22 protein-coding genes are annotated in these 26,441 nt (G+C 59.3%); 6 read left to right on the forward strand and 16 right to left on the reverse strand.

Annotation, left to right across the window (positions count from 1 at the left end; translation table 11 throughout):
- Nucleotides 1-39 precede the first annotated feature (39 nt).
- The 14 genes from CORAM0001_RS04420 to CORAM0001_RS04485 form a co-directional block, all read right to left on the reverse strand.
- Complete coding sequence (locus tag CORAM0001_RS04420) at nucleotides 40-816, reverse strand: cell division protein FtsQ/DivIB (RefSeq protein ID WP_005510310.1); 777 nt, start codon at nucleotides 814-816, stop codon at nucleotides 40-42.
- Nucleotides 817-820: 4 nt separating this feature from the next.
- Nucleotides 821-2,314 carry a UDP-N-acetylmuramate--L-alanine ligase gene (gene murC / locus CORAM0001_RS04425; RefSeq protein WP_005510378.1) on the reverse strand — a complete coding sequence of 498 codons (1,494 nt, stop codon included), beginning with the start codon at nucleotides 2,312-2,314 and terminating at the stop codon, nucleotides 821-823.
- Between the two features lie 13 nt (nucleotides 2,315-2,327).
- Complete coding sequence (gene murG, locus CORAM0001_RS04430; RefSeq protein ID WP_005510299.1) at nucleotides 2,328-3,500, reverse strand: undecaprenyldiphospho-muramoylpentapeptide beta-N-acetylglucosaminyltransferase; 1,173 nt, start codon at nucleotides 3,498-3,500, stop codon at nucleotides 2,328-2,330.
- Nucleotides 3,501-3,504: 4 nt separating this feature from the next.
- Entirely contained in the window at nucleotides 3,505-5,313 is a 1,809-nt protein-coding gene (locus tag CORAM0001_RS04435; protein ID WP_005510307.1) for a peptidoglycan glycosyltransferase FtsW, read from the reverse strand.
- Entirely contained in the window at nucleotides 5,306-6,784 is a 1,479-nt protein-coding gene (murD, locus tag CORAM0001_RS04440) for a UDP-N-acetylmuramoyl-L-alanine--D-glutamate ligase (protein WP_005510293.1), read from the reverse strand. The genes CORAM0001_RS04435 and murD overlap by 8 nt, the downstream gene beginning before the upstream one ends.
- Nucleotides 6,781-7,887 carry a phospho-N-acetylmuramoyl-pentapeptide-transferase gene (mraY, locus tag CORAM0001_RS04445; protein ID WP_005510276.1) on the reverse strand — a complete coding sequence of 369 codons (1,107 nt, stop codon included), beginning with the start codon at nucleotides 7,885-7,887 and terminating at the stop codon, nucleotides 6,781-6,783. The genes murD and mraY overlap by 4 nt, the downstream gene beginning before the upstream one ends.
- A complete protein-coding gene (locus CORAM0001_RS04450) occupies nucleotides 7,888-9,414 on the reverse strand; it encodes a UDP-N-acetylmuramoyl-tripeptide--D-alanyl-D-alanine ligase (protein WP_005510324.1) in 1,527 nt (508 codons plus the stop codon).
- A 132-nt stretch (nucleotides 9,415-9,546) separates the two neighbouring features.
- Nucleotides 9,547-11,121, reverse strand: a complete 1,575-nt coding sequence (locus tag CORAM0001_RS04455) for a UDP-N-acetylmuramoyl-L-alanyl-D-glutamate--2,6-diaminopimelate ligase (protein WP_005510318.1) — start codon at nucleotides 11,119-11,121, stop codon at nucleotides 9,547-9,549.
- Nucleotides 11,122-11,259: 138 nt separating this feature from the next.
- On the reverse strand, nucleotides 11,260-13,170 hold the full coding sequence (locus tag CORAM0001_RS04460; RefSeq protein ID WP_005510349.1) for a peptidoglycan D,D-transpeptidase FtsI family protein: 1,911 nt from the start codon (nucleotides 13,168-13,170) through the stop codon (nucleotides 11,260-11,262).
- 341 nt (nucleotides 13,171-13,511) lie between these two features.
- Nucleotides 13,512-14,336, reverse strand: coding sequence for a cell division protein FtsL (gene ftsL, locus CORAM0001_RS04465; RefSeq protein ID WP_005510393.1), 825 nt, complete (start codon nucleotides 14,334-14,336; stop codon nucleotides 13,512-13,514).
- Nucleotides 14,337-14,401: 65 nt separating this feature from the next.
- Entirely contained in the window at nucleotides 14,402-15,442 is a 1,041-nt protein-coding gene (rsmH, locus tag CORAM0001_RS04470) for a 16S rRNA (cytosine(1402)-N(4))-methyltransferase RsmH (protein WP_005510301.1), read from the reverse strand.
- Nucleotides 15,443-15,702: 260 nt separating this feature from the next.
- The gene (mraZ, locus tag CORAM0001_RS04475) at nucleotides 15,703-16,134 is read right to left on the reverse strand and encodes a division/cell wall cluster transcriptional repressor MraZ (RefSeq protein WP_005510286.1); all 432 of its coding nucleotides are present in this window, start codon (nucleotides 16,132-16,134) and stop codon (nucleotides 15,703-15,705) included.
- Between the two features lie 707 nt (nucleotides 16,135-16,841).
- Entirely contained in the window at nucleotides 16,842-17,285 is a 444-nt protein-coding gene (locus CORAM0001_RS04480; protein WP_005510388.1) for a DUF3040 domain-containing protein, read from the reverse strand.
- 229 nt (nucleotides 17,286-17,514) lie between these two features.
- Nucleotides 17,515-18,003 carry an SAV_6107 family HEPN domain-containing protein gene (locus CORAM0001_RS04485; protein ID WP_100066786.1) on the reverse strand — a complete coding sequence of 163 codons (489 nt, stop codon included), beginning with the start codon at nucleotides 18,001-18,003 and terminating at the stop codon, nucleotides 17,515-17,517.
- A 206-nt stretch (nucleotides 18,004-18,209) separates the two neighbouring features.
- Between CORAM0001_RS04485 and CORAM0001_RS04490 the strand changes: the two genes are divergently transcribed.
- The gene (locus CORAM0001_RS04490) at nucleotides 18,210-18,800 is read left to right on the forward strand and encodes a GNAT family N-acetyltransferase (RefSeq protein WP_050773593.1); all 591 of its coding nucleotides are present in this window, start codon (nucleotides 18,210-18,212) and stop codon (nucleotides 18,798-18,800) included.
- On the forward strand, nucleotides 18,781-19,455 hold the full coding sequence (locus CORAM0001_RS04495; RefSeq protein ID WP_081451099.1) for an LppM family (lipo)protein: 675 nt from the start codon (nucleotides 18,781-18,783) through the stop codon (nucleotides 19,453-19,455). Before CORAM0001_RS04490 ends, CORAM0001_RS04495 begins: the two co-directional genes overlap by 20 nt.
- Nucleotides 19,456-19,458: 3 nt before the next feature.
- Here CORAM0001_RS04495 and metF read toward each other — a convergent pair whose 3' ends face one another.
- Complete coding sequence (gene metF, locus CORAM0001_RS04500; RefSeq protein WP_040361170.1) at nucleotides 19,459-20,445, reverse strand: methylenetetrahydrofolate reductase [NAD(P)H]; 987 nt, start codon at nucleotides 20,443-20,445, stop codon at nucleotides 19,459-19,461.
- A gap of 66 nt (nucleotides 20,446-20,511) precedes the next feature.
- Between metF and CORAM0001_RS04505 the strand changes: the two genes are divergently transcribed.
- The 4 genes from CORAM0001_RS04505 (at nucleotide 20,512) to CORAM0001_RS04520 (ending at nucleotide 26,030) form a co-directional block, all read left to right on the forward strand.
- Complete coding sequence (locus tag CORAM0001_RS04505; protein WP_005510403.1) at nucleotides 20,512-21,624, forward strand: polyprenyl synthetase family protein; 1,113 nt, start codon at nucleotides 20,512-20,514, stop codon at nucleotides 21,622-21,624.
- An 18-nt stretch (nucleotides 21,625-21,642) separates the two neighbouring features.
- The gene (gene crtI, locus CORAM0001_RS04510) at nucleotides 21,643-23,343 is read left to right on the forward strand and encodes a phytoene desaturase family protein (protein ID WP_005510323.1); all 1,701 of its coding nucleotides are present in this window, start codon (nucleotides 21,643-21,645) and stop codon (nucleotides 23,341-23,343) included.
- Between the two features lie 86 nt (nucleotides 23,344-23,429).
- Complete coding sequence (locus CORAM0001_RS04515) at nucleotides 23,430-25,043, forward strand: alpha-(1->6)-mannopyranosyltransferase A (protein ID WP_005510288.1); 1,614 nt, start codon at nucleotides 23,430-23,432, stop codon at nucleotides 25,041-25,043.
- 6 nt (nucleotides 25,044-25,049) lie between these two features.
- On the forward strand, nucleotides 25,050-26,030 hold the full coding sequence (locus CORAM0001_RS04520) for a phytoene/squalene synthase family protein (RefSeq protein ID WP_005510374.1): 981 nt from the start codon (nucleotides 25,050-25,052) through the stop codon (nucleotides 26,028-26,030).
- A 29-nt stretch (nucleotides 26,031-26,059) separates the two neighbouring features.
- Here the strand turns inward: CORAM0001_RS04520 and CORAM0001_RS04525 are convergent, their stop codons facing one another.
- Complete coding sequence (locus CORAM0001_RS04525; RefSeq protein WP_005510311.1) at nucleotides 26,060-26,434, reverse strand: Rv2175c family DNA-binding protein; 375 nt, start codon at nucleotides 26,432-26,434, stop codon at nucleotides 26,060-26,062.
- Nucleotides 26,435-26,441: the final 7 nt, after the last annotated feature.

Below are 26,441 nucleotides of genomic sequence, written 5' to 3' on the forward strand. Positions count from 1 at the left end.
GCGTTTAGCCACAGAAATCACTCCAGGCACCACCATTCTCTACTCTCCCTTAGCAGCGGGTAGTCGGGGGTTGGAGACATCCCAAATCTTCTCGCCACGGTTCAGCACAATCTCCGTCGCGCGTGCCTTTTCTGCCGCATTATCCGAGGATCCGAAGTACACCTCGTATCCATCGGTCAGAAATAGCTTGATCTCTGCCTCGGAAGGCGCACTAATCCGCTCCACACGGTGCGCGACGGGCTCCGGCAACGCCTTGACGACGTTCAAAACCGCCTTGATAACGCGCGGTTCGGGGTCAACTTTGCCGTCTGTTGGCTCATCCACGCGAGGTGCATCGACAACCTCGATGACACCCGGCGGCGGGGCTGCCGTGACGAACTCCTGACCATTTGCGGAAAACAGGTGCTCTCCGTCAGTGGCACGGACAAACACCAACGGGGTGAATTCCCGTACCGAAATAGTCACGCTCTGCGGCCACGAACGACTGACGGTCACGCTATCGACCCACGGCTGCCCCGCCACGGAGCGCGCTGAGGCATCCGTGTCCAAGCGAATGAGCTTTTGATTCTCGGAGATACCACTGGCCTCGACAATCGCGTCTTTATCCCCGTGGACGACGCCTTCAACATGGATGTTTTTCACAACCAGCCACGGCGAAAACCACACCACCGCTGCAACGATGGCGATAATCGCGATTAGGCCACCGCCGATGAGCCAACCGCGTCGCGGGGCGCGCGCTGAACGCTGTCGCCGCGACTCTGCTGTGCCCTGGTCTGCACCTTCGGTCTGCTGAGATTGCTTTCGGCTGGTTTTCACAGTGCTACGACTCCACCTGTCCGTCGTTGTCTCCGCTGAGCTCGCGAACGATTTCGTCGGCAAGCATCGTCACAGAGCCAGCGCCGATGGTCAGGATGACATCGTGCGGTTCGGCGATTTCGCGGACGCGAGCCGGGACGCTGGTGAAATGCGGCTCATACGTCACAGGGATGGTCATTTTGTTGGCGATGAGCGCGCCGTCGACGCCCGGCAGTGGCTCCTCACGGGCACCGAAGACATCGAGCAGTACGGCCTTGTCCGCCAGCGACAGGGCGGCAGCGAACTCGTCGGCAAAGTTGCGAGTACGCGAGTACAAGTGCGGCTGGAAAACGGCGATGACATTGCCACGACCGGCCTCGGTGACCAATTCCCGAGCTGCGCCGAGAACTGCGGAGACCTCGGTCGGGTGATGCGCGTAGTCGTCGTAGATACGAGCGCCAACAAATGGCCCCTCGCCGATACTGCCGTGATAGTCGAAGCGACGACGCACACCGGTGAATTCACCGAGACCTCGCGCCATACGTCCCAAATCTGCTCCGACGCAGTCGCCACCAACCATTGCGGCCAGCGCGTTGAGCGCCATGTGACGGCCGGGCTGATGCAGTTCAAACCTCACCGATGTCGAGCCAACGGTGGCCTCCACGCGGGCGCCACCACCGACGGGAGTCCAACCGTGCAAAACGGCACCGACCGGCAGCGTCGGGTGTTTAGCCAAGGCATCTTCCCCACCATAAGCCAGCACGTTAATGCCGCGTTCCACCGCGCGCTCGCCCAACGCGGCCGCATGCGGATCCTCAGCACAGACGACCAGATGACCGCCATCCTTAATGCGCTCTGCAAAAGCGTCAAAGACGGCGTAGTAGGTTTCGTCGTCACCGAAAAAGTCAAGGTGATCGGGCTCGATGTTGGTAATTACGGCCACTTCCGGCTGGTAGGTCAACAATGAGGCATCCGACTCATCGGCCTCAGCAACAAAGACATCGCCACTGCCCTGGTGAGCATTGACACCGGCCTTGCTCATCAGACCACCAACGGCAAAAGACGGATCCAAACCAGCTGCCTGCAAAGCGGCGACGGTCATCGACGTAGTCGAGGTTTTGCCGTGAGTACCGGCGATCAGAAGAGCCTTGGAGTCCTGCATCAACAGTGCTAGCACATCGGAACGCTTGAGCACCGGAATGTCCAGCTCATGTGCACCGGCCAGCTCTGGATTCGTCTTCGGAATAGCTGCGAAGGAAATGACCACTGCCTCTGGCAGCTCTCCCTCGCCAGCAAGCTCAAGATTCGCACGGTCATGGCCAATGGCGATGGTGGCTCCCATCGCACGCAGTCCCACCACCGCGCGGGACTCCTTGACATCGGAACCGGTAACACGAATGCCACGAGCCAACAGGATGCGAGCGATACCGGACATACCGGCACCGCCAATGCCAATCATGTGGACACTTGCGGGCAGCTCTCCCGTTACCGGCTGAAAGTCATCGAAATTAACGTTCATGTTTATGCTCGCTTTACTTCTTAGAGTTCACAGCCGCAGACAGCACCCGACGGGCGATGTTCTCCGCAGCGTTACCATGTCCAATATTGGCCAGGGCGCGGCGCCCGTCGGCAAGCTTTTCTGGGGACGTGACCAGCGGAATCACGATATCCGAAACTGATGCCGCAGTCAGCGACTCGTCGGCGATGAGAATACCGCCACCAGCATCGATGACATCGGTGGCGTTGAGCGCCTGTTCTCCATTTCCGTGTGGCAGCGGTACATACACTGCAGGCAAGCCGACAGCTGAGACTTCAGCCACCGTCATCGCACCGGAACGGCACAAAATCAGGTCGGCGGCGGAGTACGCTAGATCCATCCGGTCGATGTACGGCACAGCGACATAGGGGGCGTCCTCGCGGATGGACTCGACCTCGACGTGATTCTTTTTGCCGTAGGCATGCAGTACGGATACACCGGCGTTGGCGAGCTCTGCAGCTGCACCGCTAACAGCTTCGTTGATGGAACGTGCCCCCTGAGAACCACCCGTGACAAAGAGCACCGGTCCCTCCTGCGGTAAACCGAAGAACTCGCGGGCTTCGGCACGCTTGGTGTCACGGTCCAGCGCCGCGAGGCTGGCACGCACGGGATTGCCAACGACCTCGGCCTTCAGGCCAGAGCCAGTCACTGCGGCCAAACCGACGCCCCCGAGTGCGACACCGAGCTTATTGGCCAGGCCCGCACGGGCGTTGGCCTCGTGAACCAGGAACGGAATCTTCTTCCCCGCACGGCACGCCATGTAGGCCGGTGCCGATACGTAGCCACCAAAACCGATGACCGCATCAGCGTCAATACGCTTGAAAACTTTGCGGGTCTCACGCACCGCACGAGCGACGTTGAGAGGCAGCTTGAACAAATCCGCAGTCGGCTTGCGCGGCACCGGCACTGGCGGGATCAGCTCCAGGTCATAGCCTCTCGCCGGTACGAGGGTCGACTCCAACCCCCGATTCGTACCGAGTGCAATGACGTGGGCTTCCGGCTGCAGGTTCAAAATCGCATCCGCCACTGCCAGCGCGGGTTCGATATGGCCAGCCGTACCACCGCCGGCCACCACAATGGTCGGAGCAGAGCCGTCTTCCTTGAGAAACTGCTCAGACTCCGAAGCGCCTTTCGCCCCAGCGGCTGCGCCCAGATTCTTGTCTGCCATGGTGTTATCGATTCCTCCTCCGCGGTGCTGAACCGCCGTTCCTATTGTTTCGGCCCGGGCGCTGGCGCGAACGCGACTGTCCGCCACGGCCTTCGCCCCGAATCCTACTGCCCCGGCCTGAGCTTGACGACGACCAGGAGGCCTGTGACCGTCCAGTCCGCGGCAACCTCGCTGTAAAACCCCGCGTCCGTCCGTCGTCACTACGAGGGGAATAATCCACTTCGCGGCCACGAACGCTGCCCGAGTTTCTGGAGCTGCCGGAGGTTCGGAAGCCACGCTGCGGGGCGGCAGCTCGACCACTGCGGCTGCCTCCGCTACGGCCAGCCCGATTGGGTCGGTCAGGTCGGCCACTGTAGGTTTCCCGCACCTGCGTCCCCTCGCCGCGTGGAGTACGCGCTCCACTGGTCACCACGGGCGGACCAAAGCGTTGCGGATCGCGATGGGCACGCACCTTCGGGGCGTGGCGACGCGATTCGTCATACGGGATTGGCTCCGGAATACCCAGGAACCTGTCCAGCCCCGGACGGCCCGAAGTCTGCATTGCAGAGACTGCTTCCGATTCGTGGCGGGCACATGTGGCCAGCAGGCCCATCGAGAACAACGTCACCATCGCCGATGTACCACCGGCGGAAATCAGCGGCAGCTGCAGACCAGTCACTGGCAACGCACCGACGACGTAGCCAATGTTGATGAAAGCCTGCACCACGGTTGCAGCAGTAATCGTGCCCGCGAGCAGACGCAGAAACGGATCGTTCTGGCGACCGGCGATACGAAGTCCCACCCAGCCGAGCGCTGCGTAGAGCAAAATAACCATCAGCGCGCCGAGGAAACCAGTCTCCTCACCGATAATGGCGAAAATGAAGTCATTCTTCGCCTCCGGTAGGTATCCCCACTTCGCGCTCGATTGACCGAGACCGACACCTGTGAGAGAGCCGTCGGCAAGCGAAAGAAAGCCCTGATAGGACTGGTAGGCATCGCCCTGCACGTCGTTGAAGTTACCAAGCAGCGAGTCCAAGTAGACCCTGATGCGCGCCGAACGGAAACCCGCGGTGGCGGTGAAAATCACCAGGGCGAAAGCCGCGGCGGCAAGCAGCCCGGTGATGAATACGCGCGGAAGACCAGCGAACCAGGCCAACGCCACCACGACGAACGCCATGGAAGCAACCATGCCGAGGTCACGCTGCAGCATCACCAGTGCCAATATCACGAAGCTGACCGCACCGAACAGTCCGAACAAATCGGTATAGGACACAGCAGTGCGAACCTTTTCGGCCAGCAGCTTCGAACCCCACAGTGCCAGCGCGATCTTCGCGATTTCTGATGGCTGCATGGTGATACCACCAATACTCAGCCACGAACGCGCACCGGTTTCCTCCAGGCCAATGCCGATGCCAGGGATAATCACCAAAATCAGCAGGACAAAGGACAAAATGAGTGCTGCCGTCGACAGCGAGCGAATCAGCTCCACTCGCATTCGCAGCACAATCCACATGGAGGCGAGACCCGCCACCACCATGATCAGCTGACGGATGAACACCGACCACACGCTGCCCGAGTCGTTACCCGCGCTGGCCATGGATGCCGACAGCACCATCACCAGGCCTATCGATGTCAGCAGCGCGACGATGATCATCAGTAGGTGGTAGTCGAACAGCGGGCGCGACTTCCAGTCGTTAAAACGCTCCACCCACGCCGGCCGCTCTCGAGCACTAGAGCTTGACGACGAGGGCCGCTGTGGATTGGTAGCCTTCGTCCCCTTTTGTGCCGTCGCGGCGCTAGCGCTTAAATTACGAGCCTTGCGGGAGTTATCCATCAGTTGACGTCACCTTCTGCGCCCATTGCGCGAACAAGTCGCCACGTTCAGCCATACCGGAGTACATGTCCAAGCTGGCGGCAGCTGGTGCCAACAGCACCACATCCCCGGGGTTGGCATATTCACTAGCTGCCATACAGACCTTCGCCATGGCATCGACCTTGTCGGTGTCATCAATGACAACGACCGGCACAGCAGGTGCGATGCGAGAGAGCGCATCGCTGACTAGTTGCCTATCGACGCCCAGAACCACGGCGGCCTGCAGGCGATGAGCATGCTTCGCCACCAGTGGCGAGATTTCCGCGCCCTTGAGCTGACCACCGACAATCCAAACGACACGCTCATGACCGGACAGTGCAGCGTCGGCAGCGTGGGGGTTCGTGGCCTTGGAGTCATCAATCCACACGACATCATTTGCTTTATGGACGATCTGACCGCGGTGTGCGCGAACTTCGAAAATCTCCAGTGCCGCTGCAATTTGCTCCGGTGAGGTACCGATACTGCGCGCCATCGCAGTGGCCGCCACCGCGTCGAGAACTCCTGCCCGGCCGGGAGGAGAAATTCCCGCTATCGATGCGATGACAATGCCCGGCTCAGAGTCGTCAGCTGCGGCATCGCCGCCGCCAAAAGCACGGTCGACAATCATGCCGTCACGAACTCCGACCTGGTGTGCCTCCGGGGGACCATCGGTGAAGCCCACGACAGAGTTGCCGAGCTCATCGTTTTTCCGCATCTTTTCCACGTGCTCGACCACATCTGCGTCATCCGCACCGTAGATTGCGACAGCGCCGCGCAGCGCACGGGTCTTGTCCATACCGTAGTTTTCGTAAGAACCGTGCCAGTCGATGTGGTCTTCCGCCAGGTTCAGCAGTACTCCGGCATCTGGGCGAATATTCGGCGCCCAGTGCAGCTGGAAGCTGGACAGCTCTGCGGCCAACACCTCGATACGAGGCTCAGCAGTCAGTGCGTCGTACAGAGCCACACCAATGTTGCCCACAGCTGCGCCCTGCTCCCCGAGCATGGCGGCCAGCATGGAGGTGGTTGTGGTCTTGCCGTTAGTGCCGGTGACTACCAGCCAGGTACGTTTCGGCCCCCACAGCTGGGCACAGTCGCCAGCGAAAGCCAGCGCCACATCGCCGAATACCGGGACACCGGCCTCAGCGGCGGCGCCAAACAGCGGACTGGTCGGACGCCACCCCGGGGAGGTCACAATCGCAACTACGTCGGCAAGCTCGTCGCGAGCGTCTGCGGTCGTGACATGCCGAACCGAAAAGTCAGCGGCAACCAGTGCGCCGAGAGCGGAGTCGTCCACGACGACGACTTCCGGACAGCCGATGTCCTTGAGCATCGCAATGGCACCGCGACCGGAAACCCCGGCTCCTGCCACCAGAACTCGACCGGAGCGCACCGTAGCGACTAAGTCGAGATTTCGGATATCGGTGAGGTTGGTCGGGTCTGGTGAGTTAATCATTGAAATACGCCTACCTGAGAGAGCCAGTCACTGTAGAAGATGGCCGCGCCGATCATGTTGAAAATGCCTGCGAGTAGCCAGAAGCGAACGACAACAGTTGTCTCCGCCCAACCTCCGTTTTCGAAGTGGTGATGGAGAGGTGCCATGCGGAATACGCGCTTGCCAGTCGTCTGGAAAACCGCAATCTGGATTGCCACGGAAGCAACTTCCATCACGAAGATGAAGCCAATGATAACCATCAGCAGCTCAGTCTTGGTGACAAATGACAGACCCGCTACCAAACCGCCAAGAGCCAAAGAGCCAGTATCTCCCATGAAGATCTTTGCCGGCGCTGCATTCCACCACAGGAAGCCCAAACAGGCCCCCAGACCCGCGACGGAAATAACGGCGATATCCAGTGGATCGCGGACGTCGTAGCAACCGCTACCCAGAGAAGCCTCGCAGGAGTTACGGAACTGCCAGAAGGAAATCAGCGTGTAGGTGGCCAGCAGCAGCGCGGTGGCGCCAGCGGCCAAGCCGTCAAGGCCATCAGTGAGATTGACGGCATTCGACCATGCGGCAATGACGATGAAGACAAATACCAAGAAGACAGTCATGCCGAACCACACCGGCCCCGGTGCCAGATTCAGGAACGGAATATCTCGAATCAGCGACAAGCTAGTCGAACCCGGAGTCAAGCCAGACGCATCCGGGAACTGCAGCAGCAGCACACCGAAAATCAGCGCTGCCGCCAGCTGCCCAACCAGCTTCGCTGTCTTGTTCAGCCCCAGGTTGCGTCCTTTGTAGAGTTTGATGAAGTCATCGGCAAAACCCAATGCGCCCATCGCCAGAACCAGGAACATCACCAACAGGCCGGAGGCGGACGGCCCCACGCCAGTCTGGATATACGTAACGAGGTGAGAGAGGAAATAGCCAGCGACAATCGCGGCGATGATGGCGATGCCGCCCATGGTCGGAGTTCCCCGCTTGCGCAGGTGGCTCTTCGGCCCTTCTTCACGAATCTCCTGGCCAAGACCTTCAGCAGAGAATTTGCGAATAAGCACTGGTGTTAAAAAGACACTCACCAGGAATGCAATCGCACCACTGAGAATAAGTTGAATCACTTACTTTTCCTCTCCGCTTTCACCTTCGGGCGTAGTTCCAACCTTGGCAGCTAGCGAGTCCGCGACCCGCCACATACCGTCCGCATAGGAGGCCTTGACTAACACCACATCGTCCGGACGCACCTCGGCCGCCACCAAATCCGCGGCAGTGGATGTATCCGGCACCCTAGAAGTATTTAACCCCAACTCTTCCGCTTTGTCGGCCAGGGCATGCACATTAGAACTCTCTCCGACTGCAATGAGTCGATCGATGCCGCGGCCCACAAGGTACTCGCCAAGTGACGAGTGCTCATCTTCAGCGGAATCGCCAAGCTCACCCATTTGTCCCAGTACGGCCCACGATGAGGCGTCCTGGTGCGTTGGGCCAGCTGCTGTACGTGCCAGAGCGTCAATCCCCGCACGCATCGAATCGGGGTTGGCATTGTAGGAGTCGTTAATAACGACGATATTGCCGGTGAGCTGCTGGACATCCATGCGCCGCTCTGACGCTGCCACATGCGCGGCCATCGCCTTTGCGACCTGCTCAGCATCTATACCGGACTCCACTGCCACCGCAATCGCCGCCAGGGCATTGGCCACTTGGTGCGCACCATAGACCTGCAGTTGGATTGGGAATGTACGCCCATCCGGTACATGCAGGTCAAAGGACGCACGAGCAAAATCGTCGAGCTGCACATTCGTGGCGCGGTAATCCGCGGTTGCGTGGCGTTCGGAGCTCTCATCGGCAGAGAAGAAAACCACCTTCGCCTGGGTACGCGGAGCCATGCCAGTGACGTAGTCATCGTCGGCATTGAGTACGGCCACACCGCCCTGCTCCGCAGCCGGCAGCGCTTCTACGAGCTCGCCCTTAGCCTGCGCGATTACCTCGCGCGAGCCAAACTCACCAAGGTGGGCCGTGCCAACATTGAGTACCGCACCGATCGTCGGTGGTGCGATGCGCGCCAGATGGGCCACATGCCCAATTCCGCGCGCGCTCATCTCCGCAACCAGGTACTTCGTCTCCGGAGTGCACTGCAGCACCGTGTACGGATGCCCAATTTCGTTATTAAACGATCCCTTCGGCGCCACCGTCGGACCGTCGGTACGCAGCAGCGTCGCCATCATGTCCTTCGTCGACGTCTTTCCCGCCGAACCCGTGACACCGACGACATGCAGCTGATCCTTCTTCAGCTCGTCGACGACGTAACGCGCCAACTTACCAAGCGCTTCCAGCACCGCCGCCCCGGACCCATCCGGATCGTGTGCAAATGCGTCGGCATTGGAGTCCTGCTTACCAAGGGGCTTGACGACGACCGCAGGTTGCCCAACATCTCGTGCCGCCAGTGCCATCGTCGCTCCAGCCGCCACAGCCTGATCGATGAAGTCATGGCCGTCGACACGCGCGCCCGGCAGGGCGAGGAAGAGTGAGCCTTCGCGGATCTTTCGGGAATCGAATTCTGCGGGCTGAGTCACTGTGGCGTCATCATCGACGTGGACGAGTTCACCTCCCACGATGTGAGCGATTTCCGCGGCGGTCAGGGCAATCATGATGTCTATAGTCCTTGTTGGTTAGAGTTCCAGGCGCCTAGTAAAGGATGATTTCTTGTTTTTATTCGCCTACCGCGAATGGTTCGCGGTAGGCATGTCAGGTGGTGCGCTTCCTCAGCGATTTCAGCAATCTCAATCAGCGGCTTCTTCCAGTCGCTGTGTGAGTGCTTCAGCCAGCTGTTCACGGTCATCGAACGGGTGAATCACGCCACCGATATCCTGGCCGGTTTCGTGTCCCTTGCCCGCCACCACGATGCTGTCGCCGCTGTGGGCGAGCTCGACGACACGGCGAATTGCCTGGCCGCGATCGCCGATTTCCTCAACAACCGTGTCAGAACTGGCCTTGCCGCTGGCAACGGCTTCCTTCGCACCGGCGACCACGGCCGCACGGATTTCAGAGGGCACCTCGGAGCGTGGATTGTCATCGGTGATGATGACGACATCGGCACCGCATGCAGCCTCAGCTCCCATAATTGGACGCTTGGCACTATCGCGGTCGCCACCGGCACCGACGACAACCAGCACGCGACCTTCGGTCTGTGCACGCAACGTGGCCAACACCTCAGCTACTGCGGCTGGCTTGTGGGCATAGTCCACCACAGCCAAGAAGTCCTGTCCGCGATCGATGCGCTCCATGCGGCCTGGCACACGTACCTGTGCCAGGCCGCTCTTGGCCGCGTCTTTGGCATGCCCAACCGCATCGAGCACAGCCCAAGCGACTGCGGCATTGGCAACGTTGAAAGCACCCGGCAGAGGAACTTCCACCTCAACTGTGTCAGTGTTATTTCGCGTTAGCTCCACATGCTGGACACCGTTCGTGGCGACAGTGGCTGCAGCGGCGTGCCATTCTGCAAAGACCTCGGCAGCTGGCGACTTGTCGGTTACGCGATGCTGAGTATGGACAGTGGTGACTTGGACATCCGGGTCGCCGGCAGCGATATCCGCCATGCGGACACCCCAGTCGTCGTCGATGCATACGACAGCCTTCGGTGCGTGTGTCGGACCTGCGGGATCAAAGAGCTTGGCCTTGGCTTGGAAATACTCTTCCAAGGTCTTGTGGAAGTCCAGGTGATCCTGCGAGAGGTTGAGGAAACATCCGACGTCGAAACTGACTCCGTCTACACGCCCCAACGACAGTGCGTGAGAAGAAACCTCCATGACGACGTGCGTCACGCCTTCGGAGAGCATCTGGTGGAACAGACGCTGGAGCGCCGGAGCCTCTGGGGTAGTCAAGCTCGACGGAACGGCACGGCCATTGATGCGCGTGCCGGTAGTACCAATGATGCCTGTCGAGCATCCAGCTGCCAGCAGCGCGCCCTCCAGCATGTAGGTCGTGGTGGTCTTGCCAGAGGTACCGGTAACTCCGATGATGGTCAGTGAATCCGAGGGGTGATCGTAGATTTCTGCGGCAACGTGCCCCATGACAGCCCGGACATCGTCGACAACCAGGACTGGGCGAGTCTCCCCTGCTTCCCGCAGGATTTTCAGACCTTCCTCATCAGTCAGGACGGCTGTAGCAGCCGACTGCTGCGCGTAGCGCGCACCGTGCGTGCGAGTACCCGGGACGGCAGCAAACATTCCGCCCTCGGGTACGTCGGCAGCGTTGAGCTCGAATGCGGCGATATCCGCTCCTGCCGCAGCGGATTCGGTAATGCCGTCAAGTCGGCCATGCGCGAGGTTACACAATTTCGCAAGGGTGGCGGTCATTGGCTGTTCCCTCTTTCAAGTCAGTCGTTGGTGTACAACAGGTTGGAAAAATTCAAGAGATTCCCTTTGCAGGAACCAAAGTAATAAAAGTCTGTGTATTAGTGCTGTCGCGGTAACTTCATTGTGGTGGTGACCTCGTTACGGCTGCAGCAATAACTTGCCCTCGCGGGGTGGCGACGGCGGTACGTTGTAGCGGTTAAGCGCCCAAGCGGCGATGTCCTTAAACAGTGGGGCTGCTGACTGGCCGCCCTCACCATGGACACCACGCTGGGGTTCGTCAAGCATGATGCCAATGACAAAGCGCGGATCGTCAGCAGGCGCGATGCCTGCAAACGTGATGTGGTACTTGGAATTCGAGTAAGCGCCGGTGTCGGGGTCGACCTTCTGCGCCGTACCTGTCTTGCCTGTGAGCGAGTATCCCTCAATACTATTGCCGGCAGCGGTACCCGACTGCTGCCCAGTGGGATCAGACTGCATAACGCCTTCAAACATGGCGCGCACAGTTTGGGCGGTCTCCGGGCTAACCACACGCACTGTTTCCGGGCGCTCCGTTGCCGTCTTCGTGCCGTCCGGGGAAATTGTCGAGCGAATCATACGCGGCGGGATGCGCTCGCCATCGTTGGCGATTGCCTGGAAAACTCCTGTCATCTGCAGCAGTGTCATGGCCATACCCTGACCAATGGGCAAGTTCGCAAACGTACCGCCCGACCACTGCGGACGCTGCGGCACCAAGCCGGACGATTCACTGGGCAACTCGATACCCGTGGACTGCCCCAGCCCGAAGAGATGCAGCATCTCCGCGAAGCGGTCCTGGCCCAAACGCTCTGCCAGCATTAGGGTGCCGACGTTGGAGGACTTGCCGAATACACCGGTCGTCGTGAAAGCTTCCGTGCCGTGGTCCCATGCATCGCGCACGGTGACACCCGCCATATCAATAGAGCCTGGGACCTGCAGAACCTCGTCCGGTGTGGTCTTGCCATCTTCGATAGCGGCCGCGGCGGTAATGATCTTTGCCACAGAGCCCGGCTCAAATGGGTTAGATACGGCGGAGTTTCCGATAGTGCGGCCCTCTTCGAGCTCGGCCCCCATATCCTTATTCGGGTTCGCCGTATCCGCCTGCGCCATTGCTAGCACTTCGCCGGTCTTCGCGTCGAGCACGACTGCCGACGCATCCTTCGCTCCCGAATTGGCCTTCGCCTGGTTGACCTGCTGCTGGACAAAGTACTGCATGTCTAGGTCCAGGGTCAGCTCGTATGTCGTACCGTCCACAGCCGCGTGAACATCGCGCGTGGATCCCGGGATTGCCACACCGTTAGAGGCGATATCAATGGTCTTGCCGCCGTTAATACCCTGCAAAGTGGCATCACGAGAGGCTTCAAAGCCGAACTGGCCGACGCCATCCATGCCAATCTTGCCGATGACGTTAGCCGCCGTCGCCCCATTCGGGTACTGGCGAATATCCTGACGCTCCGCCACCAGTTCCGGATACTTTTCCACGATGGCAGCGGCCTTGTCCGGATCGACATTACGCACAAGCACCTCGTAGGTGCTGTCCTCATTGCGCAGCTTCTCCAGAATGTCCTTCGAGCTCACCCGGGACGGCGAGCTCATCACCGAGTTCTCCTCGGTTTCGGGTTCCGCTTGACGACGGCGACTGCTTCCCGACTTCTCCGCATCAATATCGGCCACGTCGAGTAGCTTCGGCAAATCCTTGGCGATCTGCTCGAGGCGTTCATCGTAGGTAGCGACATCATCCGGGCGCTGTTTATGGGCGTCCCCAATCCACTTGCGCAAAGTGTTTGGGTGCACGGTGATACTGCGCGCCTCCATCGTGAAGGCAAGCTGAGCTCCATTACGGTCGAGAATCGCACCGCGTCGAGCTGCATCAACAACTTCCACCGTGCGCTGATTCTGCGCCGCCGCCGACAGGTCAGGACCTGCGACCAGCTGCACCCAAGCCAAACGGGAGACCAGCACTACAACTGCGATAGCGCCTATAAACTGCAGCCAGTTGCGACGCCGGATGAAGTCCTTATTACTAATGCGCATTTTTTCGCGCGGGGGCACGCTTCGGTTGGTACTAGCTTCGAGCCCCCGGCTGCGCTGACCATCCCGAACGCGACTTTGGTTTCTGCGCTCACGGGATGTAATTCGGTAAGCACGTTCGCCGAAGTCATACCCCCCTCCACGGTTGGGGTAGTCGTCTTCAGATCGAATCATGCGCTAGTGCTTTCTACTAAGTCGATTCTCCCGCGCGCGATAACGTTAGGCGGTATTCCCTGCCATCGCGAGTACTGAATTAATTAGTCTACAGTCGCCTGACCAGAAACAGTGGAACCGCCAGAATATCGGACAGTTGGCCAGTTTGGCCGTGCTTAATTTCTAAGTTCCTACGGCACCGGAGCTGGCTCGGGTGCCGGTGCTTCCGGTGCTTCCGGTGCTTCCGGCGCCGGGGCTGGCGCTTCTGGGGCTGGCGCTGGCGCTTCAGCCTCAGGCGCTGGAGCCGGAACTGGCGCAGGTGCTGGTGCGGGCGCGTGATTCTGCGGCGCATACGGAGCAGTTGCCGGCAACCCGTTCGGACGTGGGTGAGCTTCCTCAATAGCCGGTGCCTGCATCCCCGGAACACTCTCGGTGTCCTTCGGGTTCGACGACGGCGCATGCGGATTATTCGGCGACTCACTGTTGAGGTCGATAATCTTCTGCTGCTTCTCATCGCCCGGCCGCACTTCCACGACCTTGCCTTCCGGATCAGTCGTCAAAACGGCAGGCTGCTCCGGATTGACCATGCCCTCTTCCACAGCACGCTGCGCGATAGCGCCGGTTGACTTCATGTAAGCAACATCCCGCTCGAGTACCTCAAGCTGGTTACGCAGCTCCTTTTCCTTGGTCTGCGCAGCATCCAGCTGCAAGGATGTCGAGGTCGAAATACCCGACAGGAACATAGCCATCACGATGCCCGCGACAACGAGAAAAATCATTAGAGCCGCACCGGCAAACTTGTGGTTATCCCTCGAGGACGTCGTAACGCGACGCCCACGCACCGAGATGACCTGCTGAGAACCTGTGCGCCCAAACCGCCGGCGCTGATAAAGATCCTGTTTCGTGCGGGCGCTACGGCCGCGCTGACGAGTCTTCGTCTTGGCACCGGCGACGGTTGCAGATGCGCCGCGGGAGGTGCGCCGGGTGGGGGCGTGCTCCGTGATTGTCGTTGCCATGCTCGAAAGTTCTCCCAGTACTTAGATTGTGAAGGGTGCGTTTGGTGCGGTTGAAAGAGTTTGGGTCAATCGGCTCGAATCCGCTCGATACAGCGAACTCTCACCGGTGCGGCTCGGGGGTTGTCTTCGATTTCGCTTGCCGACGCTTTCTCCGCGCCTCTCGTGATGAGAGCAAAGTGCGGTTCATGCCCCGGAAGCTCCATCGGGAGCCCCGGTGGGGTTGTCGACTTCACGCGTTCCACAAAGTCCTTCTTAACGATGCGGTCTTCCAGACTCTGGTAGCTCATGAACACTGCACGCCCGTCGACTGCGAGTGCATCGCAGACCTGTGGCAGCACATTTTCCAGAGCTTCAAGCTCGCGATTTACCTCGATACGAAGAGCCTGGAACGTACGCTTGGCCGGATGTCCGCCCTTGCGGCGTGATGCCGCTGGAATGGTTTCGTAGAGCAGCTCAACCAGACGGCCGGAATTGGTAAACGGTTCCTTTTCCCGCTCACGCAGGATTGCCGAGGCAATCTTGCCGGCGAAGCGCTCGTCGCCGTAAGTCGATAGGATGCGCGCGATATCACCGTGCGAATAGGTATTGAGCACATCCGCTGCGGTAATCCCCTGGCTTGCATCCATGCGCATGTCTAGCGGGGCGTCGACTCGGTAGGCGAATCCACGATTGACCTGGTCAAGCTGCATCGAGGAAACACCGAGGTCGAAAAGCGCACCTGCGATACCCTTCCCAGCGGCGCGGGCAAGAATGTTCTCCGCGCCACTGCCACCAGCGGCTGCAGGAATCTCACCACTGAGCACCTCGGCGAGCGAATCGAAACGCACACGGAAGGCTACAAAGCGATTACCGAAGCGCGCGAGACGTTCTTCTGCCCCTCGCAGTGCATTGTCATCGCGATCGAGTCCAACAACGCAGAGCTTCGGGAACTGCTCCAACAGATATTCCGTGTGCCCACCGGCACCAAGAGTGCCGTCGACAACTACTGCGTCGTCACCCAGCGCCTCGATGCCCGGGCGCAACAAATCAGTTACTCGATGAAGCAAAACGGGGACATGACCAAACTCACCGGACTTGCGATCACCCGCAGGTGCCGATCCGTTCATTTCCCCTCCTCACCGGGTATGTTTGCGCTGGTCAGAGAATCTATCGAGTGTATTCCCGGTTTGCTTAACGACGAGTGCCGCGCCAGCAACCAGACCGCACCTCATGAGCACTACTGGGAATGCTGCTATCGGTGCTTAAAACAAAAAGCGGGGATGTTCACAGGGCCCCGCCTGACAGAACCTGGTATCGGGGAAGTACACCAGGGGCTATCAGGCAGAGTCCATGCGGACATTCCCTCTTTTCGGTTATTCCAAGCGGTTTATAAAACGCCGAACAGCGAGTCATCCTCACCTTCGGAGAAATCAGCTTCATGCTCCGCCTGGTAGGCCTCCCAGGACTCTTTGTCCCAGATCTCCAGAAAGTCAATAGAGCCGATAACCACGCACTCCTTAGAGAGATTCGCGTACCGACGGTGATCCATCGATAACGTGATTCGCCCAGAACCATCGGGGCGCTGCTCATCGGTGCTCGCCGCAAGATTTCGGATGAAAGCTCGCGCCTTGGCATTCGTGCGAGAGGCTTTAGTAGCCCGCTGAGCTAGTTTGACGAACTCCTCTTTCGGATACACCGCCAGAGAATGATCCTGTCCTTTAGTGACCATCAGGCCACCTGCGAGATCCTCACGGAACTTCGCCGGCAACGTCAGGCGCCCTTTGTCATCAAGCTTCGGCGTATAGGTGCCCAGAAACATGCGTCACTGGCCTCCTATCCCCGTGTCAACCTCAATGTCAACGCACAAACGCTTACCGAATTCAGGGATTTAGGCGTTGCCTTCAAGCAGAGCCGAAGGGCTGTGCTTTCCCGCGGTACCAAAATCTCGCCAAACTTTAAGCGCAAATCGGATATTCACTTCTGCAATGCTGAACAACCTCAATCAACATCACGCCCCACTTTACCCCACTATCTGCCACTATCAACACAAGAAGGAGAAAAATAGCCGTAACATCAGCGCAACCCCACTGTCAGGACATTCGATTTAACCCACTTGACATGGGCTTTTACCGAATCCCCTCGACAATTAAAGCGCAAACAAAAAGTGGGGCACCCTCCCGCGCCCCCGCAGATAACGACGCCACACCAACCACATTGTTAACAGGAAGCAGTTTACATCCCACTACCCACCACTTACCTGCTAAAAACTATCCAGATTCAACCTCGTTGCCATAATTAGCGCGTTGAACTGCACCTTTGTGTCACCGGAGCCAAACTTTCGGAAATGCCAGCAACGACTGCAGATAAGAATTCCCCCACCCCAATAGCTAAGTGGGGGAAAGTGGGGACTCGCGGTGGGGCAAAGTGGGTGAAATCTTTTGGAGACGATTCACATCTAGAAAAACAAAAAAGTGAGGGCAAGCCATTGCTGGCTTGCCCTCACTCTTAATTCTTGAGGCTTATCCCCTAACGCCCCTCGAAGCGGCCACGGAAACGCGATTCCAACGTGGAATCACCAGAGGAGCCACGGCTACCCGACACCCCTCGACGACTCTTTGCCGCCCCGGACTTAGACTTTCCAAAGTTCAGCCCCGAAGCAGAACTAGCCTTCTCCTGCTTACCGGCACCAGTCAGAGCCCAAACGCCAGAACCGAACATAAGACCAAAGCCGGCAACCGACAACGCAATAAACCAATTGCTCACAGAGAAAAGAGCGACGCCGCCAATCAACATCAGCAGACCGAGAAGCATGAGCGCAAAAACCTGGATGGAAAACCCACGAGGTGCGCTGTTTTCCTCCGGAAAGCTGAACGCATTTCCGGCCATCGTCGAACTAAATTTAGGATCCTCAGCGTAGAGTGCAGACTCGATTTCGTCGAGCATCCGCTGTTCGTGCTCAGATAGTCCCACAATTCCTCCATCGCCTACTTGAGCATTGCCCACCGCAATACTGGCGAGCCTTGACCCCTCAACTAACAATGCCGATACAACAAAGTTAATCACAGGCCACCTGCTGCTAACGCGGCGTCCGTTAGCTTCATTCTTACCCCTTCAACGGGCGACTCACCTCTATTGTTCCATGAATCCGAACAATCCCCCATTTATTTAGGAAAGCAACGCTCTAACACGTCCCACCGACTTACGCAGCCGCGGGCAGAACACCCAGCTCAGCACGGACAGCCCCCAAGAATGCACAACTTAAATCCCACAACTCCTGCGCCCGCTGCGAGTCAATGCGACGCGAAATACCCAACCGGACTTCCTCACGCAGCGCGGTGAACTGCTCAAACTCGGTGACCCAGCTATCAAATTCGGGCTGCTCTTTCTTTAACCGCAACCAGGCACTCTGTGTTGCCGAACGACGACGCTTAACCGCCGAGCCCGAACGAGAGCCCGAGCCAGAGCCCCCAGCCACCGACGCATCGTCGCGATTCAAGAGCGCGCCTGCGCAGCGAAGCGCTGCACAGTAGGAAAGCTCCAGCATCTCATCAGAGTCGGCATTCCGAGCATTCACTAGCAGAGCCTCTGCCCGCCCCAGCAGCTCCAGCGATTGCTTTGAGACACCGACCGGGGCGACCGAACCCGACTGCGAAATCGCCCTAAACTCCACCACGTTCGACCTTGCCACCACCCTGCTCCTCCTTTCACACAGCATTCACATGAGCACAGATTTTCCGTTTCCCCTTAGCGGGATTGACTGCAATTTATCCCTAACCCCGGACTGCGCCAGGCATACTTTCGCACATCTGTTCGACTCGATGTTATTGCAGTAATCCCACAACTAAGTTCGTCTAAGTCGCTAATCTGGTCACTGTGAAATACAGCGTGGTTCCGATGACAGCAGGAGACTTCAATCTCCGCTTGCAAGAAGCAGTGGCTCTCTACATCACCGCGATGCAGTACAACCCCGCGATCTTGCCCGGTCGTCTCCACGAATGGCAGAAGCAAACCTCTCAACCCGGCTTCATGGCTGCTGCAGCCATAGCTCACCCCGAAGAGCTCTCCCCTGCCCAAGCTCTCCGTGACCCGCGCTGCAGGTTAGTTGGCATCGGCTACTGCCGTACAGGATTGGACACGCACTGGTGGTATCGCCAGGTACGAGATGGACTGCTCATGGACGGGCGCTCGCTACCGGACGTCGTCAAGCTCTTGGGTAACTACGCCGAACTGTCTGAGATTCACATACACCCCAGCTTTCAGGGGCGGGGGCTCGGTAAACGGCTGCTCCGCGAGTTGGTCGAGTCCCGCCCAGAGGCGCGAGTACTGTTGTCAACCCCGGAATACCCGAATGAGGCCAATAGGGCATGGCAGCTCTACCGCCAATTTGGTTTCAAGGATGTTTTAAGGAACTTTTATTTCACAGGGGACTCCCGTCCCTTTGCAGTTCTAGGAGTAGATCTTCCCCGTGACATCATCACCGAGTGAACCTTCCACACCACGTCGACGGCTTTCGCCTCTGCGCATTGCCACCGCAATAGCCGGAATTGCCGCTATCTTGCCGCTCAGCGGCTGCTTTGACGCGCAGGCTGGCATTACCATTTCCGGCGACGACAGGGTCTCGGGCACAATTCACGTAACGCCCACGGAGGAAGTCCGTTCCCAATTTGAGCAGTGGCAAGTACCGGACGATCTCTCCGGCCGCGTCTCACAGGGAGTAATCGACTCCTCCACAGGAAAGATGGAAGTCTCGTTCAACGAGCTGCACTTCATCGAACTCACCGATACGCTCCGACAGCTTTCCGACGATCGCATAGACATCGACCTAGACCGTACCGGTGGCGGCAAGATTTCGATGAACGGCCACATGGATTTGACTCACCTGCCCGGCGCGAAGGTTGATTTCGTCGTCGCGTTCCCGGAGCAGGTTACTGACTCCAATGGCCGCCAGACCGAACCGAACAAGGTGGAATGGCAGCTCGCCAGTGGCGAGAACCACAATGTATGGGCTTCGTCGCCGGCTGGATCCACCAAGCGGAATCAATTCCTACTATTTGCCGGTGTGACCACAACCGCCGGTGTCCTGGCCTCAGTGCTAGGTGTCCTGTGGGCGCGAAGAATCCGCGACATGCAGGACTTTTAGCAATTAAAAACCACCGCGCAGCATATCTTGGCCGGTGCCCCATGCGGGCGCCATGCCGAGGTTGTGCAAAACCTCCTGGGAGGCGCGAGCGAAGTTCATAGTCATAAAGTGCAGCCCCGGCACGCCTTCGGCGATGAGACGCTCTGCCATGTTGGTCGAAAACTCGATACCAATCTTGCGAATCTCATCCTTATTGGCCTGCTCGTCACCATCCGCTGCCTTAATCAGGCGTTCCTCCAAATCGGATGGCAACTGCGCCCCGGAGAGCTCAACCTGCCTGCGCACTGAGCGCAGCGACGTAATCGGCATCAGCCCCGGAATGATGGGCTTGGCGCCGTGCACTGGGTCGGCTTCCACCAGACGGTCTCGAAGGCGCAAGTAGTGCTCGATATCGAAGAACATCTGCGTAATCGAGTACTCAGCTCCCGCGCGCAGCTTGGCCAGCGTGTACTGCGTGTCATGGTCCAAATCCGGCGAACGATAGTGTCCTTCCGGGAACGACGCAATGCCGACTTCAAATTTTTCGAACTCCGGCTCGGCCTTAATCAGCTCAATCAATTCGCTGGCGTAGTGCAGACCCCCTTCGGTCTCCACCCAAGGGCCAAGCGGGTCTCCCGGCGGATCACCGCGCAGAACAAGCAGATTTGTCAGCCCCGCGCTGAGGTAAGAACGCAGGATTTCCCGCAGCTCGTCAACGGTGTGCTCTACCAATGTCAGATGCACAAGCGTTGTCAGCGGCTGCTTCGAAACGCGCTGGGCGATTCGCAGGGTGCGGTCGCGGCTAGAACCACCGGCGCCGTAGGTCACCGATGCGAAGGAGGCGCCAAGATCATGGAAAGCCTCAGCTGCTCGGAGAAGACGTTCCTCGGCCGCGTCGTCACGCGGGGGCATGAACTCGACCGAGAAGGGAATACTGCCCGCGCTCGGCATTGAAAGCGCCTGGCGGATTGACACTTGACGGCCTGGCGACAGTGGCATTGATGAGGACATAGTCACTCATACTAAGCGGTGTCCTATTCTTGAGTCAGCATTACCCGTCATCGACGAGAGGCTCACATGAGCGAAGAACTGGATTTGGCCGCGATGCAGCCCCGCGAAGTACCAGCTGCTGTTACCAAAACGCTGGAGAATTACCTCAAGAGCCGTGGCGACGATGTCGCGTCGGTCGATGCGGTGTACACCGAGGCCATAGACTCGCTCCACTCCTTCGTCCTCAATGGGGGCAAGCGCGTGCGTCCAGCCTTCGCCTGGCAGGGGTGGTTGGGAGCAGGCGGCCTGGAAGGCCGTTTCTCCCCAGCCGAGGATTCCCCGGCTGTGATGAACGCGGTGAGTGCCCTGGAACTCATTCAAGCCTGCGCACTCATTCATGACGACATCATCGATGACGCTGATACGCGCCGTGGCGCACCGACTATCCACAAGGTATTCGAGGCCAAGCACGAGGCCAATAGCTGGAATGGAGCCGCCGACCGCTTCGGTATTTCCGCCGCGATTCTCATTGGCGATGTCGCCCTGACCTGGGCTGATGACATGATGCACTCTTCAGGCCTCAGCTCGGAGGCACTAACCCGAGCACTTGTCCCCTGGCGGGCTATGCGCACTGAAGTACTTGGCGGCCAGCTGCTCGATATCACGGCCGAAGCCAGCCGGGACAGTCGCGTCGAGACCGCTGAGAAAATCAATCTGTTCAAGACCGCCGCCTACACCATCGAGCGGCCGCTCCACATTGGTGCCGCGATTGCCGGCGCCCCAGCGGAATTGGTTGAGGCCTACCGCAGCTTCGGCCGCGACATCGGTGTGGCATTCCAGCTCCGCGACGATCAGCTGGGCGTTTTCGGCGATCCCGAGGTCACGGGCAAGCCCGCCGGCGATGACCTCCGCGAAGGCAAGCGAACCGTCCTGGTCGGCCAGGCTTTGAGCCTCTACCGAGAATCCGCACCTGAAAAGGCCCGCTTTATCGATGAACGCCTGGGAGCGGTCTCGTCTGCTGCAGATATCGATGAGCTACGCAATCTCATCGCTGATTCCGGCGCTGCCGATGCCGTCGAACGTGAAATTGACCGTCTGACCAGCCGCGCTTTCTCCACTATCGAGAATGCCGACCTACCTGCAACCTCGCGCGAGAACCTCATTGCTATGGGCGTTCGCGCCACCGCTCGTCAGCATTAGACCAGGTGTTGCGTAGTCATGCCCACTGCTTCCCCCACTCGTGCTCCCAGTAATTCCCCGCGTCTGCGACGTGCGGTCACTCGTCCTCATAAGGGCGCCAAACCACGACTGACCATCATCGGCGCAGGCCTGTCCGGACTTACCGCCGCGCTCTACGCCATCGCCGATGGCTACGATGTCACCGTTGTCGAGAGGGAAAGCTTCGTCGGCGGACGCTGCGCCAGTGAACCCGTCACAGTCGACATCGACGGGCAAACGCTCACCGCAGTCTTCGACACTGGCGCAACTGTATGGACCATGCCCTCGCTTGTCGACGATGCCCTCGCCGCCGTCGGCCTCTACGCGCGCGATATCGACCCGGGTTTTTCGGCCTCCCCAATCACGCCCACCTACCGTGCGGAATTTGCCACTCGCGGCGGACTCGACGTGTTCTCCAACGAAGACATGATGGCCGATGAGCTCGCCCGCTTCGGTGCCTCTGACTCCACCGTCGCCGGTTACCGAAAACTCCGCACGTGGCTGCAAAGTCTCTTCAATGCCTGCTTCGACAACTTCATGTCCCGCAGCTTTGACCGCGTTACGGACCTATTCACCGGGCCCGGCGCGCTTCGCGACCTCACTACGCTCCTCCGACTCGGTGCCTTCGGCGCCCTCGAACCTAAGATTCGTGCCTTCCTCGGAGATACTGATCTCGCTCGCGTTTTCAGCTTCCAGGCGCTTTATGCAGGTGTACCTCCTGCTAAGGCCCGTGCGGTCTACGGCTGCATTTCTCACATGGATACCTCGATGGGGGTTTACTATCCGCACTCCCCCGCATTTGGTTCGGGTATAGGCGCCGTCAGCGAGTTGCTCGCCGAGGCCGTCCGTCGAGCTGGCGGAACCATCGACTTCGGTGTTGATGTCACTGGGCTGAAGCTCGACGAGGCAGGCTTTGTCTCCGCCATCACCACGGCAACTGGCGAGCGTCCCACCGATGCCGTCATCGCTACTACCGATTTACCTGTGGTGCAGAGCTGGCTTCACGACGCGACTACCTCTGCCGCCAGTAGCTCATCGAAGCGGCGAAGCCTTCGGAGCGTCGTAAAGCGGACGGGAGCGCGACGGCTGTTCCCAGTTCGATTTTCCCCGTCGGCGGTGGTGGCGCACGGACTGATTCCGGTCTCGGAGACTGCGACGTGGCCGAAGCGGCATCACCTGATTTCGTTTGGCGAAAAGTGGAATGAGACCTTTGAAGAGATCTCGTCACCGCGCCATGGAAAGCTAATGTCGGACCCGTCATTGCTGATCACCCGGCCTGCGATGAGCGCGCCGGAGCGTATTGTCACAGATGCGAACGGCGTGCAGTGGGAACCCGTCAGCGTGCTCGCGCCGTGCCCCAACTTGCAGTCGGCCAATCTGATTTGGTCGCGAATCAGTGGGAACTACGTCACGAAACTAACCGCTGAGCTGGAGCGGCGCGGACTGACCGGGATCTCTACGAAGTGGCGAGTCGGTCGGATTGATACCCCTCAGCACTGGCAAGAACGCGACATGGGCGTTGGCTCCCCGTTTGGGCTGGCACATCTGTTCCGACAGACGGGACCGTTCCGTCCCCGCAACTTCTCTCCGAAGATGCCAAAGAATCTGACGCTGGCGGGCTCGACGACGGTGCCGGGGGTTGGCGTGCCGACGGTCATGATTTCAGGACGACTTGCGGCACAGCGGTTTGAAACGCCTTAGCTCCTGAATGTCTCCCGGATGTCTGCCGGTGGTCACTGACCAACTAGGATTAATGCATCAGCAATGTATCGATTGTTTAGGTTGACATGAATTTATCGCGGAGTGCTCAGCTGGGTGTCTACGGTGGCATCCTCATTGCTCTGGGCTCCTACGGTTCCGGTGCGAACCGCTACCGTGGCGGCCTCGTCCACGCTCTGGGACTCGACTGGATTACCTACGGTCACGGTCAGATTTTCTGTGAGATTGTGATTTGGGTAGGCATCGCCCTGCTGCTGATTTCGTGGCTGCGCATCGGGCGGGAACTGCTGTTCTCGAAGAGGACTATCCGGGAAACTGTGGCCGGTTCTGCCCATTCTGGCGACGCAGCAGACGCTCTCGCGCCAGCGAACGCTGGCGGCGATGAGTCCACGTTGCGTCGGTTTAATTCAATCCTGTTGGCCTGGGCAATTCCCCTCGCGCTGGCCGCACCGCTGTTCTCTCGCGATGTGTATTCGTATCTCATGCAGGGCGCGATGGTCCGCGATGGGTTTGATCCCTACACCGAGGGAGCTGCAGCTAATCCTGGGCCGATGCTGCTGGAGGTATCCGCAGACTGGCGGAACACCACCACCCCGTATGGCCCGCTGCATCTGGGAATTGGCGAGGTCATCACGCGGATTGTCGGCGACAACATCACCGTCGGCGTGATTCTCTACCGCATTGTGTGCCTGCTTGGCTTCGCCGCCATTGTCTGGTCGATCCCGCGAATCGCCCGGGCGCTTGGAGCAAATCCGGCTTTCGCACAGTGGCTCGGTGTGCTCAATCCACTGGTGCTGCTGCACCTGATTGCGGGTATGCACAACGAGGCACTGATGGTCGGGTTGGTCAGCCTGGCGCTAGTCGCCGCACTGCGCATGGAGCACATGCGGGGCGGCCTGGTCGCTGCTGTCCTCATCGGAATTGGCGTCGCGCTGAAAGCCACCGCTGTCCTGGCGCTGCCCTTCGTCGTGTGGATTGTGTTGACCAGGCGCGAGCCCATCACCACGGTTCAAGAGATGCTGCGCAAGATTCCGGCGATTGCCGGTGTGGGCATCGTGTTGGTCGCGGTCTGCGTCGGCACGCTTGCAGTGGTGACGTGGCTGACCGGCTCGAGCTGGGGCTGGATCTCCGAGATCAGTGGCAACACCAAGGTGATTAACCCACTGGCAGCACCGTCGGCGGTCGCTGGTGTAATCTCCGGCGTCATGGCGTGGTTCAACGACGACATCGGTTTCAACGTCATCGTCAGCCACACACGCGTGGTCTCCTCTGTCATCATGCTGGTGGGGCTCGTGATTTCCTGGTTCTACTTCCGGGCCACCCCTCGTGACAATGTCGCTGGCATGATTGCCGCCTATGTGGTGGCCTGCGTATTTAATGCCGTGGCACTGCCCTGGTACTACGCCAGCTTGTTGACTCCCATGGGAACGATTCGCCCGCCACGATGGGTGATTCAAGGCACCGTGTTGTTCACATTCATCCTGTCGCTGTCGTTCGCCGGCGGCGGCAATCACCGCTTCTACGACGTGCCCTGGATGGTTATCATCACCGTTCTCGGCTGGTTGGCCGTCGGCTGGCTGACCACTGGAGAATTCAGCTGGAAGTACCCGTGGCGCGACGATAGCGGCGCAAACCCGGATTCCACGGTGGCGCCCCTGTCGCGATCACCCGAGGTTGCATAGTTGCCCATGCCCACCCCACAGTCTCTCTCGACCATCGCGCTGCCACAGTCCTACGAGCTCTGCCGCGATATTATGACCTCCCACGGTCGCACGTATTCCCTGGCCACGCGACTGTTGGCACCCCGCCAACAGCGCGCAGTGTGGTCTCTCTACGCCTGGGCGCGCATTGTCGATGACTACGTCGACTGCCCCGCCGATGCCGACCGCTCGCCCACACACATCGAAGCCACGGTCACACGATTAAGCGAGCTTTTCCACTCAGCTGTCGTCAGCGGTTCGCTTGACGACGTCCACCGCGACCGCGACCGTGCCGTCATCTCGGCGGCCGCAAAGACTTTTCGCGACTACGACATCGATCCACAGCTCTCTGCAGACTTTGTTCACTCCATGCTGATGGACGTGCCCGACACATCGTGCCACATTGCGCATTTTGAAACATGGGAGCAGCTCGACTCGTATATGTGGGGCTCCGCAGCAGTCATCGGTCTTGAGATGATGCCCATCCTAGGAACCCGCACAGGAGTCTCCCGGGAGGAAGCCACTCCCTACGCAGAATGCCTGGGAAAAGCCTTTCAGGTGACAAATTTCCTCCGCGACATCGCCGAGGATTTTCGCCGTGGCCGTATTTACCTACCACTGAATGAGTGGGAGGCCTTCGGAGTGGGTACCGAGGAGATTGGCTACTGTGCCGCCATGGGACAGACGACCCCGGCGGTACGTCAGGCATTGGCCTACTTCATCGCTCGCAATCGCGCGCTCTATGCCGAAGCCACTAGCGGCGTGGGTATGTTGGAGGTGCCAGGCCGTCAGGCTATCCGTGCCGCGGAGATTCTCTACTCTGATATTCTCGGCGAAATTGAGCGCATGAACTACAACGTCTTTGCGCAACGCGCTCAAGTGGGACGCGCTCGAAAAGCAAAAATCGCCCTCCCGCTGCTTTTCAGAGCAGTGGCCGGGCGATTACGACAGGAGCTATCGGAGGCGTAGGACGCGGGCGTAGAACGCCGCCCGGGTCTTTACAACGCCATAGCCTGTGCGCGGCGCATTACTTCGCGTGCGAGGTGACCGTGCAGGGCGTCCACCGGACGCCCAGGCAGAGATTCATCTTCGGTGAATAGCCACTCCAGCGTTTCTTCTCGCGTATAGCCGCCGTCGGCAAGCAATGCGAGTGCGCCAGGTACAAAACGCGCGACCTCATCATCTTCAAAGAAGCGGGCGGGAATTTGTGCAATGCCGTCGCGGTGGACTGCGATAAGGCGACCCTCCTGCAGCAACGCGTGAATTCGGGTGACGGTGACGCCAATGAGGTCAGCGGCATCGGGCAGCGCGAGAGTGGGTTCGTCGGCGCTCAGGACATCGTGGCAAGTTGGAATCTTTCTCACACTGGTCACTTTAGCG

It is taken from the genome of Corynebacterium amycolatum SK46, assembly GCF_000173655.1.
Lineage (GTDB): Bacteria > Actinomycetota > Actinomycetes > Mycobacteriales > Mycobacteriaceae > Corynebacterium > Corynebacterium amycolatum_A.

What these genes read in the sequence shown, in the direction of transcription:
- CORAM0001_RS04505 (WP_005510403.1), top strand. Translation starts at nt 20,512, where the DNA reads ATGAGCGAAGAACTGGATTTGGCCGCGATGCAGCCCCGCGAAGTACCA.
- rsmH (WP_005510301.1), bottom strand. Translation starts at nt 15,442, where the DNA reads ATGAACGGATCGGCACCTGCGGGTGATCGCAAGTCCGGTGAGTTTGGT.
- CORAM0001_RS04460 (WP_005510349.1), bottom strand. Translation starts at nt 13,170, where the DNA reads ATGCGCATTAGTAATAAGGACTTCATCCGGCGTCGCAACTGGCTGCAG.
- CORAM0001_RS04515 (WP_005510288.1), top strand. Translation starts at nt 23,430, where the DNA reads ATGAATTTATCGCGGAGTGCTCAGCTGGGTGTCTACGGTGGCATCCTC.
- CORAM0001_RS04490 (WP_050773593.1), top strand. Translation starts at nt 18,210, where the DNA reads ATGACAGCAGGAGACTTCAATCTCCGCTTGCAAGAAGCAGTGGCTCTC.
- metF (WP_040361170.1), bottom strand. Translation starts at nt 20,445, where the DNA reads ATGTCCTCATCAATGCCACTGTCGCCAGGCCGTCAAGTGTCAATCCGC.
- murC (WP_005510378.1), bottom strand. Translation starts at nt 2,314, where the DNA reads ATGAACGTTAATTTCGATGACTTTCAGCCGGTAACGGGAGAGCTGCCC.
- CORAM0001_RS04450 (WP_005510324.1), bottom strand. Translation starts at nt 9,414, where the DNA reads ATGATTGCCCTGACCGCCGCGGAAATCGCTCACATCGTGGGAGGTGAA.
- crtI (WP_005510323.1), top strand. Translation starts at nt 21,643, where the DNA reads ATGCCCACTGCTTCCCCCACTCGTGCTCCCAGTAATTCCCCGCGTCTG.
- CORAM0001_RS04435 (WP_005510307.1), bottom strand. Translation starts at nt 5,313, where the DNA reads ATGGATAACTCCCGCAAGGCTCGTAATTTAAGCGCTAGCGCCGCGACG.
- murG (WP_005510299.1), bottom strand. Translation starts at nt 3,500, where the DNA reads ATGGCAGACAAGAATCTGGGCGCAGCCGCTGGGGCGAAAGGCGCTTCG.
- CORAM0001_RS04520 (WP_005510374.1), top strand. Translation starts at nt 25,050, where the DNA reads ATGCCCACCCCACAGTCTCTCTCGACCATCGCGCTGCCACAGTCCTAC.
- mraZ (WP_005510286.1), bottom strand. Translation starts at nt 16,134, where the DNA reads ATGTTTCTGGGCACCTATACGCCGAAGCTTGATGACAAAGGGCGCCTG.
- murD (WP_005510293.1), bottom strand. Translation starts at nt 6,784, where the DNA reads ATGATTAACTCACCAGACCCGACCAACCTCACCGATATCCGAAATCTC.
- ftsL (WP_005510393.1), bottom strand. Translation starts at nt 14,336, where the DNA reads ATGGCAACGACAATCACGGAGCACGCCCCCACCCGGCGCACCTCCCGC.
- CORAM0001_RS04455 (WP_005510318.1), bottom strand. Translation starts at nt 11,121, where the DNA reads ATGACCGCCACCCTTGCGAAATTGTGTAACCTCGCGCATGGCCGACTT.